20 protein-coding genes are annotated in these 19,568 nt (G+C 65.5%); 7 read left to right on the top strand and 13 right to left on the bottom strand.

What is annotated here, in order from left to right; genetic code table 11:
- Positions 1–83 precede the first annotated feature (83 nt).
- From ACVISU_RS08990 to ACVISU_RS08980, 3 genes are all read right to left on the bottom strand, one after another.
- Complete coding sequence (locus tag ACVISU_RS08990; protein ID WP_456706691.1) at positions 84–938, bottom strand: sugar phosphate isomerase/epimerase family protein; 855 nt, start codon at positions 936–938, stop codon at positions 84–86.
- 3 nt (positions 939–941) lie between these two features.
- Entirely contained in the window at positions 942–2,288 is a 1,347-nt protein-coding gene (locus ACVISU_RS08985; RefSeq protein ID WP_456706690.1) for an MFS transporter, read from the bottom strand.
- Positions 2,289–2,413: 125 nt separating this feature from the next.
- A complete protein-coding gene (locus ACVISU_RS08980) occupies positions 2,414–3,286 on the bottom strand; it encodes a phytanoyl-CoA dioxygenase family protein (protein ID WP_050404209.1) in 873 nt (290 codons plus the stop codon).
- Between the two features lie 99 nt (positions 3,287–3,385).
- On the opposite strand from ACVISU_RS08980, the gene ACVISU_RS08975 reads away from it, so the two are divergent.
- Positions 3,386–4,396, top strand: a complete 1,011-nt coding sequence (locus tag ACVISU_RS08975) for a LacI family DNA-binding transcriptional regulator (protein WP_456706689.1) — start codon at positions 3,386–3,388, stop codon at positions 4,394–4,396.
- Between the two features lie 183 nt (positions 4,397–4,579).
- Here ACVISU_RS08975 and ACVISU_RS08970 read toward each other — a convergent pair whose 3' ends face one another.
- The 8 genes from ACVISU_RS08970 to ACVISU_RS08935 form a co-directional block, all read right to left on the bottom strand.
- Positions 4,580–5,113 (bottom strand): NADH-quinone oxidoreductase subunit B family protein, encoded by a 534-nt coding sequence (locus tag ACVISU_RS08970; RefSeq protein ID WP_050404211.1) that lies wholly within the window; start codon positions 5,111–5,113, stop codon positions 4,580–4,582.
- A gap of 12 nt (positions 5,114–5,125) precedes the next feature.
- Positions 5,126–6,637 carry a hydrogenase large subunit gene (locus ACVISU_RS08965; RefSeq protein WP_456706688.1) on the bottom strand — a complete coding sequence of 504 codons (1,512 nt, stop codon included), beginning with the start codon at positions 6,635–6,637 and terminating at the stop codon, positions 5,126–5,128.
- A gap of 16 nt (positions 6,638–6,653) precedes the next feature.
- Entirely contained in the window at positions 6,654–8,102 is a 1,449-nt protein-coding gene (locus ACVISU_RS08960) for a hydrogenase 4 subunit F (RefSeq protein WP_456706687.1), read from the bottom strand.
- Complete coding sequence (locus ACVISU_RS08955; RefSeq protein ID WP_050404214.1) at positions 8,099–8,761, bottom strand: hydrogenase-4 component E; 663 nt, start codon at positions 8,759–8,761, stop codon at positions 8,099–8,101. Before ACVISU_RS08955 ends, ACVISU_RS08960 begins: the two co-directional genes overlap by 4 nt.
- Positions 8,761–9,717: a respiratory chain complex I subunit 1 family protein gene (locus ACVISU_RS08950; RefSeq protein WP_050404215.1), complete on the bottom strand. Its 957-nt coding sequence runs from the start codon at positions 9,715–9,717 to the stop codon at positions 8,761–8,763. The genes ACVISU_RS08955 and ACVISU_RS08950 overlap by 1 nt, the downstream gene beginning before the upstream one ends.
- A complete protein-coding gene (gene hyfB, locus ACVISU_RS08945; RefSeq protein ID WP_456706686.1) occupies positions 9,708–11,723 on the bottom strand; it encodes a hydrogenase 4 subunit B in 2,016 nt (671 codons plus the stop codon). The genes ACVISU_RS08950 and hyfB overlap by 10 nt, the downstream gene beginning before the upstream one ends.
- Positions 11,720–11,992 (bottom strand): helix-turn-helix domain-containing protein, encoded by a 273-nt coding sequence (locus ACVISU_RS08940; protein WP_050404217.1) that lies wholly within the window; start codon positions 11,990–11,992, stop codon positions 11,720–11,722. Before ACVISU_RS08940 ends, hyfB begins: the two co-directional genes overlap by 4 nt.
- A gap of 154 nt (positions 11,993–12,146) precedes the next feature.
- Positions 12,147–12,974: a CHAD domain-containing protein gene (locus ACVISU_RS08935; RefSeq protein WP_456706685.1), complete on the bottom strand. Its 828-nt coding sequence runs from the start codon at positions 12,972–12,974 to the stop codon at positions 12,147–12,149.
- Positions 12,975–13,350: 376 nt separating this feature from the next.
- On the opposite strand from ACVISU_RS08935, the gene ACVISU_RS08930 reads away from it, so the two are divergent.
- The 3 genes from ACVISU_RS08930 to ACVISU_RS08920 all read left to right on the top strand — a co-directional run bounded on the left by ACVISU_RS08930 (position 13,351) and on the right by ACVISU_RS08920 (position 15,627).
- The gene (locus ACVISU_RS08930; protein ID WP_050404219.1) at positions 13,351–13,785 is read left to right on the top strand and encodes a MarR family winged helix-turn-helix transcriptional regulator; all 435 of its coding nucleotides are present in this window, start codon (positions 13,351–13,353) and stop codon (positions 13,783–13,785) included.
- Positions 13,786–13,862: 77 nt separating this feature from the next.
- On the top strand, positions 13,863–14,630 hold the full coding sequence (locus ACVISU_RS08925; RefSeq protein ID WP_456706684.1) for an enoyl-CoA hydratase-related protein: 768 nt from the start codon (positions 13,863–13,865) through the stop codon (positions 14,628–14,630).
- 106 nt (positions 14,631–14,736) lie between these two features.
- Positions 14,737–15,627 (top strand): aldose 1-epimerase family protein, encoded by an 891-nt coding sequence (locus tag ACVISU_RS08920; protein ID WP_456706683.1) that lies wholly within the window; start codon positions 14,737–14,739, stop codon positions 15,625–15,627.
- A gap of 21 nt (positions 15,628–15,648) precedes the next feature.
- Here ACVISU_RS08920 and ACVISU_RS08915 read toward each other — a convergent pair whose 3' ends face one another.
- Both ACVISU_RS08915 and ACVISU_RS08910 read right to left on the bottom strand, forming a co-directional pair.
- A complete protein-coding gene (locus tag ACVISU_RS08915) occupies positions 15,649–15,852 on the bottom strand; it encodes a hypothetical protein (protein WP_456706682.1) in 204 nt (67 codons plus the stop codon).
- A 132-nt stretch (positions 15,853–15,984) separates the two neighbouring features.
- Positions 15,985–16,719: an SDR family NAD(P)-dependent oxidoreductase gene (locus tag ACVISU_RS08910; protein WP_456706681.1), complete on the bottom strand. Its 735-nt coding sequence runs from the start codon at positions 16,717–16,719 to the stop codon at positions 15,985–15,987.
- Positions 16,720–16,919: 200 nt separating this feature from the next.
- On the opposite strand from ACVISU_RS08910, the gene ACVISU_RS08905 reads away from it, so the two are divergent.
- The 3 genes from ACVISU_RS08905 to ACVISU_RS08895 all read left to right on the top strand — a co-directional run bounded on the left by ACVISU_RS08905 (position 16,920) and on the right by ACVISU_RS08895 (position 19,555).
- On the top strand, positions 16,920–17,333 hold the full coding sequence (locus tag ACVISU_RS08905) for a DUF3830 family protein (protein ID WP_021077459.1): 414 nt from the start codon (positions 16,920–16,922) through the stop codon (positions 17,331–17,333).
- A 1-nt stretch (position 17,334) separates the two neighbouring features.
- Complete coding sequence (gene puuE / locus ACVISU_RS08900; protein WP_050404221.1) at positions 17,335–18,273, top strand: allantoinase PuuE; 939 nt, start codon at positions 17,335–17,337, stop codon at positions 18,271–18,273.
- A gap of 139 nt (positions 18,274–18,412) precedes the next feature.
- Complete coding sequence (locus tag ACVISU_RS08895) at positions 18,413–19,555, top strand: mechanosensitive ion channel family protein (RefSeq protein WP_456706680.1); 1,143 nt, start codon at positions 18,413–18,415, stop codon at positions 19,553–19,555.
- The last annotated feature ends 13 nt before the right edge of the window (positions 19,556–19,568 follow it).

The raw sequence follows: 19,568 nt of genomic DNA, 5'->3' as shown, positions 1-19,568 counted from the left end.
TATGCGCTTACGACGCGCACGGCTCCTCGCGGCGTTCGAGTTGCGGTGGCTCACAATGCCGCCGCGATCCGCCTGAATCAACGCTATGTCCCGCCCTGCGGCTCGTTCGCGATGCGATCCCACAACGCGCGGATCATGCCCTTCATGACCAGCGCGTCCTGCCAGCGGTCGGACAATTCCCGGCCGTCGGGCCCGGTGATGGCATAGGGCGGGGGGCCGAGCTCGCACAGGAATGTCAGCGTCGCATCGGCGCCGGCGCGCTTCCGCCAGGAGCGGATGCCGTAGTCCCACCAGTCCATGAACAGCGACACCCAGTCCCGATGCTGCGGAAAGCCGGGCGAAATCTGCACCTGCTCGCGGCTCGCGATGCGGCCGTGGATGCCCCAGGCATGGTCGAGGATGCGATGGATCATCGCATGATTGACGTCGTCGACCGGCCAGGCGAATTCACGTCCGACCAGATAGTGCGAGAGATCGGCAGTCAGCCGCAGATCGGGAAAGCAGTCGAGCAGATCGAGCGTGAACAACAGGTCGGTCGTCATGCGGTCGCGATGGGTCTCGACATGCACGGCGACGCCGGCCTCCGCGGCGAGCCGTCGCCAGCCCTCGAGCAGCGGGACGCAATCGGCAAGCCGGCGCGGCCGAACGTCTGGCTGCAGGTTGACATGATCGGCGCCGAGTTCGGCGACCAGCTCCAGCACCGGCTTCAGGTCGTCGACGTTCTTCGGATAGCATTGCGCCTGCCAGATCATGCCGTGCGCGCGCAGGAAACTCGTCACCTCGCGCGCAAAGCTAGGAGCGATGAAGCGCACGCCGGCGCCGTCAAACCCGGCATCGCGGATCATCGCGAGCTGGGTTTGCAGCGGCCATTCGTCCTCATCGGCCAGCCGCCGCTCCATCGCCCAGAGCGACTGCAGGACGCGCAGCTGCTGCGTCACCGATCAGGCCCGCGCCGGGATCGCCGCGGGCAGCTCGGCCTGTTCGCTCATGTCGGCGGCGATGTTCTCCTGATAGGTCTCCGGACCGATCCAGATCGCAATCACCGTGCAGGCCGACAGGAACATCGCGTAGCAGGCGACCGGCCACCAGGTGCCGTAAGCCGCCACCAGTGCGGTGGCGACGAACGGCGCCGGGCCGCCCGACAGCAGCGAGCCGAGCTCGCGCGCGAAGGCAAAGCCGGCGAAGCGACGCTGCGGCGGGAACAGTTCGGCGAAATACGCCGCCTGCGGCCCGAACATTGCCGCCGTCACCACGGCGCGCGCCAGTATGAAGGCGAGCGCGATCATGATCCACTCCTTGGTGCCCACCATCCAGAAGAACGGGAAGGCGAGCGCGACGCCGGCAAGTGCGCCGAACATGTAGACCGGCCGCCGTCCGATCCGGTCAGACAAGGCGGCAAAGCCGAGGATCGCAAACAGCTCGACCGTGAAGGCCAGCATCAGCGCGCTGAGCGCATCGGCTTTCGGCACGCCGAGTGCAGTAATGACGTAGCTCAGCCCGAATACCGGGAAGAAATAGCCGAGTCCGTTTTCGGCCATGCGCGCGCCGAGCACGACGAAGAAGTTGCGCGGGTGCCGGCGCAGCGCCTCCATCGCGGGATTGCTCTCGACCTTGCCGCGCGCCACCACCGCATCGGTATAAACCGGCGTCTCGGTGATGCGCACGCGGACGAAGATGCCGACCACGATGAGCAGGAAGCTCTCCAGGAAGGGTAGGCGCCAACCCCAGCTCATCAGCTGCTCGCGCGGCAGCATCGTCACCAGCGCGAAGGCGCCGGCAGCGAGCAGATTGCCGACGGAAACACCGAGCGGCGCGAAGCCGCCCCAGAAGCCACGATGCTTCGGCGGCGCGTTCTCGACGAGGTAGATCACCGCGCCGCCATACTCGGCGCCGGCGCCGAGGCCCTGGATGACGCGCATCGCGACCAGCAGGATCGGCGCCCAGATTCCGATCTGTGCATAGGTCGGCAGGAAGCCGATCGCGGTGGTGCCGATGCCGATCATCAGCAGCGTTGCGACCAGCACTGGCTTGCGGCCGTAGCGATCGCCGAGGATGCCGAACAAGAGGCCGCCGAACGGCCGCACCACGAAGCCGACGCCGAAGGTCAGGAACGACAGCAGCGTGCCGACGACAGGATCGCTCTTCGGAAAGAACAGCTCGCCGAACACCAGTGCGGCCGCCGTGCCGTAGAGGAAGAAGTCGTACCACTCGAGCGCGGAGCCGATGCTAGCGGCCAGGATCACACGCAGGCGCGATGTGCGAGCACCATCTCTTGCCATCTCGGTCATTCGTTTCCCCGTTATGTCTGTTTTTATGGTCATTTTGATCGAGCACGATCTCCGCGTTTGCCGCGTGGGATCGTGCCCGTGAAATCAGCAATGCCCGCGGCTGGCCGCGGGCATCGTCGTCAGTCTCAGGCGGCGCGCGTGAAATACGATTTCTTCGACGCCGACTGCGTCTCGTAGATCGATCCTTGTCGCTTGGCCGGCGGCAGCGGCATCCGCACCGGCACGTCGGTCAGCCGCGGGGTGACCACCGGCGGCCCCGCCAGCAGCCGGCTGTTGAACTCGTCGAAATCCTTCACGCCCATCAGCGGCCAGGCGTCGCTGGCCGCCACTTCATAGAGCAGCAGATTGCGCGGCCGGTTCGACGTGTTGGTCGCCGAGCCGTGCAGCGCGCGGACGTGGTGGAACGACATGCTGCCGGCCTTGCCCATGCAGGGCACCGCGCGCTTGATGTCGTCCTGGATCAGGTCCGGATCGATCAGCCCGGCGAAACAGCCGTCCTCGCCGTGATGATCCCACATCGTATCGCCGGTGTGCGATCCCGGCGTCACCAGCATCGGGCCGTTCTCGATGTCGCAATCGTCGAGCAGCACGCCGATCGCGAGGATGTCGTCATTGGTGTGCGGATAGAACGCCCAGTCCTGATGCCACTCGACCGGCGAGCCGTATTGCGCCGACTTCATGTTGAGCTTGGAGCCATGCAGCCGGAGTCCGGGACCGATCAACTTCATCAGGATCGAGATCACAGCCGGGCTGCGGACGATTTCGTCGAAGATCGGGTGCACCTTGTGCGGCGCCTTGATGCGGCGGACGCGCGGATTGTCCGGCGTGTGGCCGGGCTCGAGGTCGTAGACGTCGGTGTGCTCGGTCACGGCAGAGGCCCCGGCGACCAGTTCCGCGAGCACGGTACGCACCCTGGCGAGGGTCTCTTGGTTGAGCACCTCGGGGACCACGATCACACCGTCGCGTTTGTAGGCTTCGGCCTGTTCGTCCGAAATCATGCCGTTTCTCCCTTATTTGCTTCATGTTAGCGCTAACATTGAGCAATGCTAGCGCTAACATCATGGCTTGGCAATCCGGAATCGTGCAGGCTCCGGCCTATGAGCTCCGAACTAACCGCCCCTGGGACCGGCCCGGCCGGTGCCGCGCCCACCCTTTCAGAGGTGGCCAAGCGCGCCGGCGTCTCCTCGATCACGGTGAGCCGGGTGGTGCGAATGCCGGACCTGGTCGCCCCTGAGACGAAGGCGCGGGTCGAGCGGGCGATGCGCGACCTCGGCTATGTCCCGAACCTGGTCGCAGGCGCGCTGGCGAGCGCGCGGACCAACTCGGTCGGCGTGCTGGTGCCGACCATCGCCAACGCGATCTTTGCCGACACGGTGCAAGGTCTGTCCGACAAGCTCGAACCGCTCGGCTTCTCGGTGATCCTGGCGCAGTCGCGCTACGATGCGACGCGCGAGGACCGCATGCTGGCGGCGCTGCTGTCGCGCAGGCCGGAGGCGATCATCATGGTCGGCTCGCCCGCGACGGAGGAGGGCAGTCGCCTGCTGCGCAATGCGCGGATTCCGATCGTCGAGACCTGGGATCTGCCGGCCAATCCGATCGATGCGGTCGCGGGCTTCGACAATTACAAGGCCGGTGTCGCGGTCGCCAAGCATCTGGTTGCGCAAGGGCGCAAGCAGCTCGCCTTCATCGGCGGCGACGATCCGCGCGGCACGCGGCGCTGGTTCGGCTTCAGGGACGAGGCGCTGGCCAGCGGCCTCTCCGAGCCGCGCCGGCTGATCCTCGACCGCAAGGACTCCGGCAGCGTGGCGGCGCATGCACGCCTGCCCGGCGTCGATGCGGTGTTCGCCGCCAACGATGCGCATGCGATCGGCTTCATGTCCGGGCTGCGCAAGGCCGGCCTGCTGCGTGACGGGCCTGCGACAGTGCAGCCGGTCGCCGTCATCGGGCTCGGCGATCTCGAGATGGGCCAGCTGATCTCGCCGACATTGAGCACGATCAGCGTGCATGGCGATGCGATCGGCCGCACCGCGGCGACACTGACACTGGAGCGCGGTGGCGAGCGCCGCATCGATCTCGGCTTCGAGCTGGTGCTGCGCGACAGCGGCTAAAGCGCGATGAGTTTGGATCGAATCGGTTCGGCCACGGATTCGGCTCACCTCTCCCCGATGGGAGAGGTCGATTTGCGAAGCAAATCGGGTGAGGGGCTGCAGCTCCACAGAGAGACCGTAACCCCTCACCCGGCGCTTCGCGCCGACCTCTCCCAAGGGAGAGGTAAATCTGCGCGCGTGCTCTCACCGTGCCGCGACGCCGGAGTCCACCGCCTCGAGCAGACCGATGAGGCCGCGTAGAATGGCTATCGGCGAAGGTGGACAACCCGGAATGTGGAGATCGACGGGAACGACCGCGGAGACCCCGCCGACCACCGCATAGCTGCCGGCAAAGCATCCGCCATCCCTTGCGCAATCGCCCGCAGCGACGACCCATTTGGGATCTGGCGTCGCCCGGTATGTGCGCTCCAGCGCCTCGCGCATGTTGTTCGTGACCGGACCTGTGACGAGCAGGACATCGGCGTGGCGGGGCGAGGCCACGAACCGGATTCCGAACCGTTCGACGTCGTAATAGGCATTGCCGAGCGCGTGAATCTCCAGCTCGCATCCGTTGCACGAGCCCGCATCAACCTCGCGGATCGAGAGGCTGCGGCCGAGACGGCGTCGTGCGGTGCGGCCGACCGCGGCCGCGAGCTCTGCAAGCGCCGCATCGTCCGGCCGCGGCGCCTGTTCGGTCAATGGCTGGCGAAACAGGCTCTCGAACAAAAGTTTGCGCATCGCCCCCGGTCCTCAGAGGTCCTGCCCCGAATAGGAGCAGTTGAACGATTTGTTGCAGAGTGGGAAGTCCGCCACGATGTTGCCTTCGATGGCCGCCTCGAGCAGGGGCCATTGAAACCATGACGGATCGCGCAGATGACATCGGTCGATCCGATCGCCGTTCAGGCGGAGCCAGACCAGGATGTCGCCCCGGAAACCTTCGACCAGCGCGATGCCTTCGGCCGCTTCGCTCGCAGCCCGCAGCGACACCCTGACCGGGCCGGCCTCGAGGCCAACGAGGATCTGGTACGCCAGCGCAAGGCTCTGCTCGACCTCGCGGATCCGGATCCAGACCCGGGCGTTGACGTCGCCGTCGCCGAGAACAGGGACTTCGAAACGCAAGCCATCATAGGGGAGATAGCCGGGCTTGCGTCGGGCATCATGGTCGCGGCCGCTCGCACGCCCGACATAGCCGCCGGCGGCGAATTGCCGGGCGAGCGCCGCGGTCACGATGCCGGTGCCGACGGTGCGATCCTGCAACGAGGCGGTGTTGTCGTAGAGTTCGATCAGCGCAGGGAAATGCCGGCGAATCTGGTCGAGCGCGGCCCGGATTGCGTTGGGTCCATCGCCGGCGATGTCGCGCGCCACGCCGCCGGGAACGACAAGGTCGCGCATCAGGCGGTGGCCGAATGCAGCGTCGGCCGCGCGCAATACAGCTTCGCGCAGCACGGCGCAATGCGCCTGCATCAGTGCAAATGACGCGTCGTTGCAGATCGCACCGATGTCGCCGAGGTGATTGGCCAGTCGCTCGAACTCGGCCATCAGTGCGCGCAGCAAGACCGCGCGGGGCGGCACCGCGATCTGCTGCGCGGCCTCGACCGCTTGCGCGAATGCCAGCGCATAGGCGACCGTGCTGTCGCCGGAGACCCGGCCGGCGAGGCGCGCGGCCTGCTCGACGGCGCTCCCCGTCATCAGTCCTTCGACGCCCTTGTGGGTGTAGCCGAGCCGCTGCTCGAGGCGGACCACCGTCTCCCCGCTCGCCGTAAAGCGGAAATGTCCGGGCTCGATGATGCCGGCATGCACCGGGCCGACCGAAATCTGATGCAGACCGTCGCCTTCGGCCGGAAGGAATTGATAAGGCGCCGGATCCGGTGCTGCATCGAGGCGCTCGCCCAGCGGGAAACGCATCGGCCATCGGCCATGATCGAGCCAGGGACGGGGATCCGGCGTGCCCGCGGCCTGAAGCCCGAACAGGTCGTGGATGGTGCGCTCCAGGCGAAGCGCCGGAGGATGGCAGGCCGCGACCGAGGGGAAGCGGCGGTCGGGACAATCGAGGCTGACCACGCCGATGTCGGAGGTGCGCTCGTCGAGGATGGCCATATGCACGCAGGATGGTTCGCCCCAAAGCCCGAGCAGGCTCAAGTCGCCATCGGCGAGGGCGCCGGCGGCGGCACGCCAGGCATCGCTGTCCACCACCGCACGCGGCCATGGATGGTGCCGTTCGACCTTGCGGCCTGCCCGGATCAAATCGATCAACGTCGGCATATCCCGTTCTCCCTCGCTAACCCAGGAGGTTGGCGACGTGCTGGAACCAGACGACGAGCGGTCCCGGAAGGTAGATGCCCGCAGTCAGCACCAGCGCGAAATGCGCGAACATCGGCAGATAGGATGCATCAGCCGGCGCGGCACTGCCGCGCGGCTCGCCGAACGCAAGGCTGGTCAGGCGCAGGATCAGCGCGCCGAAGGCGAGCAGCAGGCCGAACACCAGCGGGATGGCGAGCAGCGGCTGGCGTGCGAACGTGGAGCTGACGATCAGAAATTCGCTCATGAAGATGCCGAGCGGCGGCAGGCCGGCGATCGCGATCACGCCGATCACGAGACTCCAGCCGAGGGCCGGATGGGATTCAGTCAGGCCGCGAATGTTGGCGATCCGCTGCGTGCCCTTCACCTGTGCGATGTGGCCGACGGCGTAGAAGATCCCCGACTTGGTGAGGCTGTGCATCACCATGTGCAACAGGCCGGCGAAGTTGGCGAGCGGCCCGCCCATCCCGAACGCAAACACGATGATGCCCATGTGCTCGATCGAGGAATAGGCGAACAGCCGTTTGATGTCGCGGCGGCGGTAAAGCATGAAGGCCGCGAACAGCAGCGAGGTCAGTCCCATCGTCACCATCAGCGGGCCCGGCGATATCGCATCCGGATTGACGGCGAGCAGGATCTTGAAGCGGAGCACCGCATAGAGCGCGACATTGAGCAAGAGGCCGGACAGCACGGCGGAAATCGGCGTCGGTCCTTCGGCATGCGCGTCGGGAAGCCAGGCGTGCAGCGGCGCCAGGCCAACCTTGGTGCCGTATCCGAGCAGCAGGAAGATGAAGGCGACGTTGAGCAATGCCGGATCGAAGGTTGCGGCGCGGCTGATCAACACCGTCCAGACCATGGCGTCCTGGCCCTCGCCGATGACCGGCAGCGCGGCCATGTACACCAGGATGGTGCCGAACAGCGCGAGCGCGATGCCGACGCTGCCGAGGATGAAATACTTCCAGGCTGCTTCCAGCGCCGCATGGGTCCGATAGATGCCGACCATCAGGACGGTGGTGAGCGTGGCGACCTCGACCGCGACCCACATCAGGCCGATATTGTTCGACACGAATGCGAGGTTCATGCCGAACATCATGACCTGATACATCGCATGGTAGAATCGCAGATAGCCCGGCGTCAGTCGTCCGGTCTCGAGTTCGTGGGCGATGTAGCTCGCGCTGAACACGCTCGTGGTGAACCCCACGAAGCTGTTGAGCACGATGAAGACGATGTTGAGGTCGTCGATCAGCAGGTACTGGCCGGGCTGCGGGCGCTCGATGACGAGCAGCGAAAGTGCCGCCAGAAAGGTGCCGAGGCTGGCCAGGATATTGAGCGCCGCGGTCAGCCGGTAACCGGGCAGCGCCGCAAGCACGGCCGCGGCACAGATCGGTATCAGGAGAATCCAGGCGACGGCATCCGACGCGGCGGTCATCGACGCTCCCCCCTGAATTCATCGAGCGCGCCGACGTCGACGGTGTCGAACCGCTCCCGAATCCGGAACAGGAACACGCCGATGACGATGAATGCGATCAGGATAGAGAACGCCACGCTGATCTCGACGACGAGCGGCATGCCCTTGGCGCCGGTCGCGGCCAGCACCAAGCCGTTCTCCAGCGACATGAAGCCGACGACCTGGCTGACGGCGTTGCGACGCGTCACCATGACGAGCAGTCCCAGCAATACCACCGACAGCGCGAAGGCGAGGTCTTCGCGCGCCAGCGGATCGGCGGCGCCGGTCACGCGGAGCATCACCATCATCGAAAGCGCGACGAGCCCCATGCCTGCCAGCATGGTCAGGCCGATACCTACCGAGGTCTCGATATCGCGATGAATACCGAGCTGCTTGACGATCCGGTGCAGCGCCACCGGGATGATGGTCGCCTTGAAGACCAGCGCGATCACGGCCGTTACGTAGAGATGCGGTGCGTTCTGGACGAATGCCTGCCAGGCCACGGAAAGCGCGAGCACCACTGCATGCAACGCGAAGATGTTGAGCAGCGCATACAGGCGGTCCTGGTAGAGCATCATGAAGCTGATCAGGACGAGCCCGCCGGCGAGCAGATGGGCGATGTCGAAGGCGAGGTTGTGCATCAGAAGCCCCGTGACACGAAACGAAGCAGCGTACCGAGCAGGCCGAGCATGAGCGCGGCGCCGAGGAACTCGGGGACACGGAAAACCCGCACCTTCGCCGTCGCGGTCTCGAACACGGCAAGCAGGAAGCTTGCGACCGCAAGCTTGAGGATATAGGCGGCAACGCTCACCAGATAGGACAGCGGACCCGCGCCTTCGGTGGTGATCCGCCAGGGGAAGAACACGCAGATGATCAGCGAGATGTAGAGCAGCAGCTTGAGGAAGGCGCCGAACTCGATCATGGCGAGGTGACGTCCGGAATATTCGAGGATCATCGCCTCGTGCACCATGGTCAGCTCCAGATGCGTCGCCGGGTTGTCGACCGGAATGCGGGCATTCTCGGCGAGCGCCACCATGATGAGGGCGATCATCGCCATGCCGAGCGAAACGCGCAGTCCGACTTCCGACGACGCCATGAAGGTCGCGACCGTCGACAGCTGGGTCGAGCCGGCAATCAGCGCGACGCAGAACACCATCAGCAGCATGGCCGGCTCGGCCAGCGCGGCGATCATCACCTCGCGGCTGGAGCCGATGCCGCCGAAGCTGGTGCCGACATCCATGCCGGCAAGCGCGAGGAAGAAGCGCGCGCTGCCGAGCAGGGCGACGATCGCGATCAGGTCGGCGCTCCAGCTGAACTCCAGGCCGGTTGCGAATGTCGGGACCAGCGCCGCGGCGACCCAGATGGCCGCGAACGTCACATAAGGCGTGACGCGGAACAGCCAGGATGCGTTTTCGGCGAGCACCACCTCCTTGCGCAGCAACCGCAGCAGATCGCGATAGGGTTGGAAGACCGACGGTCCCCTCCGGCGCAGCAGGCGGGCCTTGACCTTGCGCACGACGCCGGTCAGGAGCGGCGCGAGCAGCAGCACGAGCGCCATCTGGCCCAGCTGAACAAAGATGTCCGAGATCACGACCATATCGCGAGCACCAGCAGCAATGTGATCAGGGTTGCAAACACCAGACTGAGGTAGCGGCGGATGGTCAGGAACTGGAGCTGGTTCAGCCGATCGGCGAAGAACCAGACGACTTCGGTGACGGGCGTGTACAGCCGCTCCCAGACCAGATCGTGCATCTCGACCTTGAAGCGGGCCGGCCGCAATTCGCCCGGCGCGGGCATGTCGACATGCTCGCGGGCCTGGAAAACCAGGGTGCCGAACACGCGGCGGATCGGCTGGACGAAGCTCGTTCCGGAATACTGCGCCGCCGGCGTCGGATCGGTGAAGCCACAGCCCCAGGCCGGTCCGCGCCGGATCGCGCGCGACGCAAAGCGATGGATGAAATACACCGCAAGCGACGCCGCCGCAGTGATGAATACAAACACGAGCAATCCGTTGTAGGAACTGCGGCTCTCCGCGATCGGCGCGATCGAAAGCCAGGGATCGTCCGCCTGGAGCGGCATCCGGTGGCCGGTCATGGCCTGCGCGACCGGCGAGAGCGCGTCGATCACCAGGCCCGGCAGAATGCCGGCGAGGAAGCAGAGCGCGGCGAGGCAGAACATCGCGGCAAGCGAATAGCGATCGACCTCGCCGGCGGCTTCCGCGGCCGGGCTGCGCGCGCGGCCGAGAAATGTGATTCCGAAGGCCTTGACGAAGCATGCGGCGGCGAGCGCCGCCGCCAGCGCCAGCAAGGCGCCGACCGCGGGCACCATGATCTTCAGCACCCATTGCGGCAGATCGGGGCTCTGGAGGACGGCTTGAAACATCAGCCATTCGGAAACGAACCCGTTGAACGGCGGAAGCGCCGAGATAGCGACGCAGCCGACGAGAAAGGCGAAGCTCGTGAGCGGCATGCGGTGGATCAGGCCGCCGAGCTTCTCCATGTCGCGTTCGCCGGTCGACATCAGCACGGCGCCGGCCCCGAAGAACAGCAGGCTCTTGAAGAACGAATGGTTGAGCACATGGAACAGCGCGGCCGTGAAGGCGAGGGCCGCGGCCAGGCCGAGGCCGCTCGCCTGAAATGCCAGCGCAAGGCCGAGGCTTGCGAAGATGACGCCGATGTTCTCGATCGTGCTGTAGGCGAGCAGGCGCTTGAGATCCTTCTCCATCAATGCGTAGAGGATGCCCATCACGGCGGTCGCGCCGCCGAGGATGAGCACGACGGCACCGGCTGACCAGCTAGGCGGCCCGAGCAGATCGAACACGACGCGGATGAATCCGTAGATGGCGACCTTCGTCATCACCCCGCTCATCAGCGCCGAGACATGGCTCGGTGCTGCGGGATGGGCCAGCGGCAGCCACACATGCAATGGAACCAGGCCGGCCTTCGATCCGGCGCCGAGCAGCATCAGCGCGAGCACCAGTGCGGCTTCGGACGGGGTGTGCTGGGCGGTGCGGATAGCCACAAAACTATAGCTCCCGCCCGCTCCCGCCAGCAGGCCGAAAGCGAGCAACAGGGCCAGCGTCCCGAAGCTTGCCATCACGAGATAGACATAGCCTGCGCGCGTGTTGTCTGCCTCACGGTGATGCGCCATGACGAGCGCCCAGGATGCGAGCGACATGAATTCCCAGCATAGCAGATAGGTGAACGCATCGTCGGCCAGCACAACGAGGTTCATTCCGGCCAGGAACGCCGGAAAGAAGGGCAGGATGCGCTTTGGCGCTGACTCGTGATTGCCATAGCCGAGGCCATAAAGACTTGCGGCCGCACCGCCGAGATTGACCACTGCGAGAAAGAATGCGGCGAGCGCGTCGAGGCGGAAATGCGATCCCAGCCACGGCAAGCCGACAGGTAATGTCAGTGCGGTCGTGCCGGGGTGGGCGATGAGCGCGAACAGGGCGCCAGCCAATGCGACCAACGAGATCGCAAAGGTCGTGCCGTAGACAATGGCCGTCGATCGACGCGATCCGCCTGCTGCGATCGCGAGAGCGGTCGTTCCCAGCAGTGCAGCAACACACCAGACCTGCTGAGTGACCGCCGGGATCATGTCTGCACCTTGGGCGAGCCGGATCCGGCCTTCAATCGCACGCCGCGGCCGCCGCCGTTGCTGGCGGCACCCTCGTTGATGACTTCGACCCCGGCCGTGCCGAGCGCGTCGATCAGTTTCACAAGCGAATCGACATTGCCTCGGATGGTGCCCTCGCTCGCCTCCATGCGCTGGATGGTTGGCACCGAAAGTCCGGACAGCTCGGCGAGCTGCCGTTGGTCGATGCCGAGCAAGGCTCTGGCAGCTCGTAGCTGGGCCGCGGTGATCATCGATTGAGGCCGAGAGTCGAGTTTATTTGAATATCAGTTATGCACAATAAGTAGTAATGCTACAAGAGTAATAAATAATGTTTCATACATCAATTCTGGGCGGCCGGAGCTTGGGCCGCAGCGGCGCGCCGACGGAAGATGCACGGCTGCGCGCTCAATCGGAGATTTTTCGGTAGATCGCCGCGGCGCGGCGCAGCAGCCGGCCCTTGCGCTTCCGCGCGTGCATGCGCTGGTGCTTGGCCTTGCGCTGCCGGGCGCGTTGCGCCAGCGCATCGGCGCTCTCGAACAACTCGCGACGCACCTCGTCATCGTTCAATTCGCCCAGCAGCTGCTGTCCCTTGCGCAGATGCTTCAGGACGGTCCGCCATGACGCGTATTCGTCGGGAGGCAATCCGCCTTCCGAGAACTCGATGGCGTAGCGCAGCCGCTTGCTGGCAAGCCGGACACGGTGCCGCTTGTTCTTGCCCATGCCCTGCAGCCCGCGGCTCTTCTGGCACAGCTTGCCATGCCACCGTGCCAGCCGGCGTGCATGAGACACCGACACCGGCACGGCCCGCCGTTGCGCGGCACGGCGGTCCTGCCGCGTGGTCCAGGGGCCGCTGCCGACCCAGTCCCACATGCCGTCGAACCATTGCCAGTAACGGTCGCTCTGCAAGGCTTCCTTGAGGGCTTCGAACGCATCGGCGCGTGCCGTCCTGAGCATCAGTTCTTCCGGCAAGCCCTTGCTGTTCTCGATCGCGACGTCGAGATCGCGCGTCGCACCCAGATGCGCGCTCAGCCACTTCAGCTCGGACTTCAGCCGCTTCCATTCGGTGTCCGCCACCATCGGGCCGTAGAAGGCGACCGCGGCCTTCAGCCGCGTCAGTGCAATACGGGTCTGGTGGAGCGCAGCCGGGTCGCCATTGCTCACGGCCTCGTGGTTGGTCGCGACTTCCTCGAGACATTCAGACAGGATCAGGCGAAACGCGGTTTCGCAACGCATGGCTTCGCTGAGGTGGCGCGGCCGCTTTGGGCGGACAACGCGCCCCCTGTCCGGACTTGCCGCTGACGTCATGACACTCCCGTGGCGCCGCCGCAGTCGCAACGCGACACATGGCTCCGGGCGGAAGATTTCCCGTTTGATCGTTGTCGATCAAGGGTTTTCTGCTGGGACGCAATGCAGCGATCCAGCGGCGCAATCAAAATGTCGCAATCAATCCTGTCGCGGGGGCTCATTCCAGTCAAGTGCGGAGCTCGCACTGTCGGAGGCGCCGGAGTTTTGGCGCTGCCGCAGAACGTGACAGTGGATTTCGGCAATCATCAGATATTTCGCGCGCGAAACATCTTGATATTTCGCATGCGAAATATATAACAACGCCATGAAAGCGGAACACCGGCTGATCTTTCTCCTGACCGTGGCCTATCGGCGGCTGCAGCGCGCCATCGACCAGGAGACGGCCGCGCACGACCTGACGTCGGCGCAGGCGGGCGTGCTGTTCTTCCTCGGGCGCAACGACGGCGCGCTGATCGGCGACGTCTCGCAGGCGCTCGACATCGTGCCGTCGGCGATGACAGGACTCGCCGACCGGATGGAGCGTGCCGGCCTCGTCAAGCGCCGCCGCGACGGTGAGGACGGGCGCAGTCAGCGGCTGCATCTGACCGCGGCGGGGCAGGAACTCGGCAAGCGCGCCGCAACCAGGACCCGGGTGATCAACAATCGCCTGATGGACGGATTTTCGGAAGCCGAGATCGACGTGGTGTCGCGCTGGCTGACCAGCCTGCAAGACAAGTTTCCGAAGGACAAAGACGGCTAGCGCGCCTTCAGGCGAAACGGGTACCAGTTCGCGTCAAGCAGACGCATCAAACAGGAAGCAAGCAACAGGAGCGAGAGATGAGTGAAGTGGTCGTAGCGCTGGACGGTGGCGTTCTCACCGTGACGATGGCGCGTCCGGACAAGAAAAACGCGATCACCAACGCGATGTATGGCGCGATGGCCGACGCGCTCGAGCGCGCGGAAAGCGATACTGCGATCCGCGCCGTGCTGCTGCAGGGCGACGGCGACAGCTTTACCGCAGGCAATGACCTTGCCGATTTCGCGGCGGTGTCGCGCGGCGTGCAGGGCGAGCGTCACGTGTCGCGCTTCCTCGCCGGGCTTGCCAAGGCGACGCGGCCGCTGGTTGCCGCGGTGCAGGGCAATGCGGTCGGGATCGGCACCACCATGCTGCTGCATTGCGACCTCGTCTACCTCGCGCCGACCGCGCGGCTGATCACACCGTTCGTCAATCTCGCGCTGGTGCCGGAAGCGGCCTCGACCTATCTGCTGCCGCAGCGCATCGGCCATGCGCGGGCCTATGCGATGTTCGCGCTCGGCGAGCCGGTCGAGGCGGAGACCGCGGTCTCCATCGGCCTTGCCAATGCCGTGGTGCCGCTTGCGGATCTCCGCGCCAAGGCACGTGCGGCGGCGGACGCGCTGGCGAAGCGGCCGTTCGGCTCGCTCCAGCACACCAAGGCCTTGATGCGGGATCCCGCAGGGATCAGCGCGCAAATGGCGCGCGAGAGCGAAATCTTCCAGCAGCGGCTGATGAGTGCGGAAGCCCGCGAGGCCTTCGCCGCCTTTGCCGAGCGCCGCCAGCCTGATTTTTCCAGGATCGCCGGGTAGGCAAGCAGGGCCGCCCCGCCGGGGCGGCCCGATCGCTTTGGGGTTGACGGCATCGCCAGCATCGAACATCTCCTGTCGGGGCATGACGCAACCCGCGAGGCGAGGCATGGGCGACAGTTACACGCTGCGCGGCGATGGAATCGCCGCAATCATTCAAGCCCAGGGCGCCGAACTGTCGTCGCTCAGGAATGCCCAAGGCACCGAATTGCTGTGGCAGGCCGGCGCGCAATGGCCGCGCCACGCGCCGATCCTGTTCCCGATCGTCGGCCGGCTGAAGGACGACACGCTGCGCCACAACGGCAAGACCTATCCGATGACGCAGCACGGCTTTGCGCGCGATCGCCGCTTTGTCTGGGTCGAGCAGGGATCGCGATCGTGCAAGCTCGCACTCACCGACGATGCGGAAGCGCGCGCACGCTATCCTTTCGCGTTCAGGCTGGAGGTCACCTACACCGTCGGTGACGCCGATCTCGACGTCGCCTTCGACGTCGTCAACACCGGCGACGACATCCTGCCCGCCTCGCTCGGCGGTCATCCCGCTTTCAACTGGCCGCTGGTGCAGGGACTGCCGAAGGAGGCTTACACGCTGACCTTCGGCAAGGCTGAACGCGCGCCGATCCGGCGATTGACGGGTGGATTGATGCGCCAGCAGCCTGAACCCAATCCGGTCAAGGGCAGAACGCTTGCGCTGTCGGAGGAACAGTTCGATGACGACGCGATGGTCTTCGATCAGGTCGCAAGTACATCGATCCTCTTCACGGCGACACTGGGCCCAGCAGCAGCCACCCAAGGCCCGGCGATCGAAATGTCCTGGCGCGGCTTCCGCGAGCTCGGCATCTGGTCGAAGCCTGGCGGCGCGCCGTTCCTCTGCATCGAGCCGTGGCACGGCTTTGCCAGCCCCGCGGAATTCGACGGTGAGTTCGCCGACAAGCCCGGCCTGATGCACATTGCGCCGGGCGCACGTCGGTCGCTGGGCTATCGCATTCGCGTCAGCTGAGGGGCCGTTTTCCCGATCGGCTCAATGCGCTGCGCGGGTGCTGAGCACGCTCGTGATGGCGCCGACCGATGGCGGGTTTTCATGCGCCCAAGTCTCGTGCGCGGCCAGGTCGCGATAGTGTTCGGCCATGCGCAGCAGCCGCTCCCGGATCCCGGCATTTGCCTCGTCCTTGGCCTGATCGGCCAGCTGCGCGGCGCGTTCGAGAAGCGTTTTCGGATCGATCACGACAGGCTCCAAATCCGGTTTCGCCTAGCGGACAACTGTTACAGCCAAGCACAGTTCCTGCCATGGTTTGATGACAACGCCGGTGATGCGCCGCAGGTCCAACGTTCGATGCCGTCGAGGCTGCTCGGGAACCTAGTTGAACGCCATGCCGCCGCTCATCGCGATAGTCTGACCGGTCATGTAGGGATTGTTGACCAGCAGCATCACGGCCTGTGCGACTTCCTCGGCGGTGCCGAAGCGGCCGATCGGGATCCGGCTGAGGAGGCCGCTCTGTCCTTTCATCATGTCGGTCTCGATCAGCGACGGCGCGACGGCGTTGACGGTGATGCCCTCTTTGACGAGGCGCGCGGCATAGCCGCGGGTCATGCCCTCCATCGCCGCCTTCGACGCGTTGTAGTGCGGCCCGATCGCGCCGCCGCCGCGCGCCGCGCCCGAGGAGATGTTGACGATGCGGCCCCATTTCCGGGTGCGCATCATCGGCAGCACGGCCTGCGTGCAGAGAAATGCCGATTTGAGGTTCACCGCGATGGTGCGGTCGAAATCCTCTTCAGTGAGATCGTCGACACCCCTGACGATGGCGATGCCGGCATTGTTGACGAGGATGTCGACCGGGCCGAGCTCGGATTTGGCGCGCGCGACGAGGCCCGTGACGGCCGCCGCATCCGAGACGTCGGCGGCGATCGCCACGGCCCGGCCGCCGGCAGCGATGATGCCCTTTGCCAGCGTCTCCGCTTCAGCCGACCGCTCGCGGTAATTGATGGCGACGGCAGCACCAGCCTCCGCCAGCATCTTGACGATGGCCGCACCAATGCCGCGCGAGCCGCCGGTCACCAGCGCCACATGTCCGTGAAGGCTGTTTGTCGTCATCGGCCGTCCTCCCTTGCGAATGCGGAGAGGTTCGCAAACGGGGAGCCGGGGAGCAACGCAACCCTGCTCAAATCTGCGTTGCCGCAGGCGCTCTTGCGGGCAAAAAACCGGCATCCGGAGCCGGAATCGGCCTTGCGTCCGGCGCGGGCCGGCGTCAAAGGTTGCGGCATCATTCTGTCCAGCCCACCCACGAGAGTTCGATGAGCAAACTGATTGTCCGTGCCGGCGATTTCACCTTTGACGCCCGTTTCGAGGAACAGCTCGCGCCGAAGACGGTCGCCGCGTTCCGCAAGGCGATGCCGTTCGAGAGCCAGGCGATCCATGTGCGCTGGAGCGGCGAGGGCGTCTGGATGCCGCTCGGCGATCTCGACTTTGGCGTCTCCTACGAGAACCACACCAGCTATCCAGCGCCGGGCCAGATCATCCTCTACCCGGGCGGCATCAGCGAGACCGAGATCCTGCTCGCCTATGGCGGCGTGCATTTCGCCAGCAAGATGGGCCAGCTCGCCGGCAATCATTTCATCACGCTGACCTCGGGGCTGGAGAACCTCACCGCGTTCGGCAAGACCGTGTTGTGGAAGGGCGCGCAGAACATCCGCTTCGAGGAAATCTGATGTGACCGAGGCCCGCTATCCGCGCGATCTCCGCGGCTACGGCCGCAATCCGCCGGATCCGAAATGGCCCGACGCGGCGCGCGTTGCCGTGCAGTTCGTGGTCAATTTCGAGGAGGGCGGCGAGAACAACATCCTGCACGGCGATCGTGCCTCGGAAGCGTTCCTGTCCGACGTGCTGGGCGCGCAGCCTTGGGTCGGCCAGCGACACGCCAATATCGAGACCATGTTCGAATACGGCTCGCGCGCCGGCTTCTGGCGGCTGTGGCGGATGTTCACCGAGCGCAAGCTGCCGGCCACGGTATTCGGCGTCGCGATGGCGCTGAAGCGCAATCCGGATGTCGTCGCGGCGATGCAGGAAGCAGGCTGGGATATCGCCAGCCACAGCCTGCGCTGGGTCGAGCACAAGGACATGTCTGAGGACGAGGAGCGCGCGGAGATCGGCCGCGCCATCGCCGTGCACACCGAGGCGACCGGCGCGCGGCCGCTCGGCTGGTACACCGGCCGCTCCTCGATCAACACGCTGCGGCTTCTGATGGAGGCGGGCGGCCTGCGCTATCTCTGCGATTCCTATGCCGACGATCTGCCGTACTGGATCAAGGCCGCCGGCACCGAGCCGCATCTCGTAATCCCCTACACGCTCGACGCCAACGACATGCGCTTCATCAACCCGCAGGGCTTTGGCGGCGGCGACGAGTTCTACACCTATCTGAAGGACAGTTTTGACGTGCTCTATGCCGAGGGCGCAACGTCACCCAAGATGATGTCGGTCGGCCTGCACTGCCGCGTCGTTGGCCGTCCCGGCCGCGCTGCCGCGCTGATGCGCTTCCTCGATTACATCCAGAAGCACGACCACGTCTGGGTGCCGACCCGGCTTCAGATCGCCGAGCACTGGCACGCCAATCTGAAGCATCTCGCAGCGGACGCGTTCGAGATCGCCTAGCGCGGTTCCGCGTCAGCCGATCCAACGCCGCATCCCGAGTGTCCGAGTTGCACCGAACGAATTGCTGCGTTGCACAGACGTCAGAAGCGATCCGGGATTCCGCGCGTTAGCGGCCTGCAATGCGGGAGCAGGCGGGTTGATGCGGAATATCCTTGCCGAAGTGGAACACACGTTTCGATGGGTTCCCGATTGGGTCGTAGGTCTCGGCCTGATTACGGGCGCGATCGTCGTTGCGCTCATCGTTCACTCGATCGCGCAGCGTCTCGTCCATCGGATGGTTGGATCGAAGAACTCGGTCGCGCCGTTGCTGCTCGACCGGACATCGGGGCCGTCACGGCTGGCGCTGTGTCTTGCCGCCGTCGCGCTGGTGCTACCGCTGGCGCCGCTCGACGATCTGCTGCGGCAGACGCTCAGCCATGTCTTCGGCGTCGCCGTGATCGCGCTGGTTGGTTGGATCTCGATCCGGGCCGTCGATATGGCGTCGGCCAGGTATCTCGACAGATTTCGCCTCGACGTCGCCGAGAATTTCCTGGCGCGCAAGCACGTCACCCAGGTCCGCGTCTTCAAGCGGGTCACCGACACGCTGATCGTCATCATTGCGGTTTCCACCGCGCTGATGACATTCGACTCGGTCCGGCAATACGGCGTCAGCCTGTTCGCTTCTGCCGGCGCCGCCGGCTTGATCGTCGGCCTTGCGGCAAGGCCGCTGCTCAGCAATCTGATCGCCGGTGTGCAGATCGCTGTCACACAGCCGATCCGGATCGAGGACGCCGTCATCATCGAGAACGAGTGGGGCTGGGTCGAGGACATCGCCTCGACCTATGTCGTGATCCGGCTGTGGGACTGGCGGCGCATGGTGGTGCCGCTGTCCTATTTCATCGAGCGTCCGTTCCAGAACTGGACGCGGGACGCGCAATCGCTGATCGGCGCAATCGCGCTGCATGTCGACTACAGCGCCGACGTGCCGGCGATCCGCAAGCGGCTGGAGCAGGTGGCCAAGGAGTCGCGGCTCTGGGACGGCGCCGTCGTCAATCTGCAGGTGATCGACACCCATCCGCGCACCATCGAGCTGCGCGCGCTGGTCAGCGCACGCAATGCGCCACAGTCCTGGGACTTGCGCTGCGAAATCCGCGAGAAGCTGCTGGCGTTCATCCGCGACGACATGCCTGACGCGCTGCCGCGGGATCGGGCGATCCTCGCGCCTGCCGTCGATGATTTCGGCCGGGCGTTCCTGCGCGGTGCGCCGGCACGGCAGCGCGGGGCGGCGCCGTCAGGCAACTAGCCCATGACCTGCT

This window comes from Bradyrhizobium sp. USDA 4452 (assembly GCF_054063575.1).
The sequence above is the reverse complement of the archived record's forward strand: the minus strand, read 5'-3'. Positions and strand labels throughout refer to the sequence as shown.

Bases quoted from the DNA above. Each gene is read 5' to 3' on its own strand.
- ACVISU_RS08985 (WP_456706690.1), bottom strand. From the start codon at position 2,288: ATGACCGAGATGGCAAGAGATGGTGCTCGCACATCGCGCCTGCGTGTG.
- ACVISU_RS08980 (WP_050404209.1), bottom strand. From the start codon at position 3,286: ATGATTTCGGACGAACAGGCCGAAGCCTACAAACGCGACGGTGTGATC.
- ACVISU_RS08975 (WP_456706689.1), top strand. From the start codon at position 3,386: ATGAGCTCCGAACTAACCGCCCCTGGGACCGGCCCGGCCGGTGCCGCG.
- ACVISU_RS08970 (WP_050404211.1), bottom strand. From the start codon at position 5,113: ATGCGCAAACTTTTGTTCGAGAGCCTGTTTCGCCAGCCATTGACCGAA.
- ACVISU_RS08965 (WP_456706688.1), bottom strand. From the start codon at position 6,637: ATGCCGACGTTGATCGATTTGATCCGGGCAGGCCGCAAGGTCGAACGG.
- ACVISU_RS08960 (WP_456706687.1), bottom strand. From the start codon at position 8,102: ATGACCGCCGCGTCGGATGCCGTCGCCTGGATTCTCCTGATACCGATC.
- ACVISU_RS08955 (WP_050404214.1), bottom strand. From the start codon at position 8,761: ATGCACAACCTCGCCTTCGACATCGCCCATCTGCTCGCCGGCGGGCTC.
- ACVISU_RS08950 (WP_050404215.1), bottom strand. From the start codon at position 9,717: ATGGTCGTGATCTCGGACATCTTTGTTCAGCTGGGCCAGATGGCGCTC.
- hyfB (WP_456706686.1), bottom strand. From the start codon at position 11,723: ATGATCCCGGCGGTCACTCAGCAGGTCTGGTGTGTTGCTGCACTGCTG.
- ACVISU_RS08940 (WP_050404217.1), bottom strand. From the start codon at position 11,992: ATGATCACCGCGGCCCAGCTACGAGCTGCCAGAGCCTTGCTCGGCATC.
- ACVISU_RS08935 (WP_456706685.1), bottom strand. From the start codon at position 12,974: ATGCGTTGCGAAACCGCGTTTCGCCTGATCCTGTCTGAATGTCTCGAG.
- ACVISU_RS08930 (WP_050404219.1), top strand. From the start codon at position 13,351: ATGAAAGCGGAACACCGGCTGATCTTTCTCCTGACCGTGGCCTATCGG.
- ACVISU_RS08925 (WP_456706684.1), top strand. From the start codon at position 13,863: ATGAGTGAAGTGGTCGTAGCGCTGGACGGTGGCGTTCTCACCGTGACG.
- ACVISU_RS08920 (WP_456706683.1), top strand. From the start codon at position 14,737: ATGGGCGACAGTTACACGCTGCGCGGCGATGGAATCGCCGCAATCATT.
- ACVISU_RS08910 (WP_456706681.1), bottom strand. From the start codon at position 16,719: ATGACGACAAACAGCCTTCACGGACATGTGGCGCTGGTGACCGGCGGC.
- ACVISU_RS08905 (WP_021077459.1), top strand. From the start codon at position 16,920: ATGAGCAAACTGATTGTCCGTGCCGGCGATTTCACCTTTGACGCCCGT.
- ACVISU_RS08895 (WP_456706680.1), top strand. From the start codon at position 18,413: ATGCGGAATATCCTTGCCGAAGTGGAACACACGTTTCGATGGGTTCCC.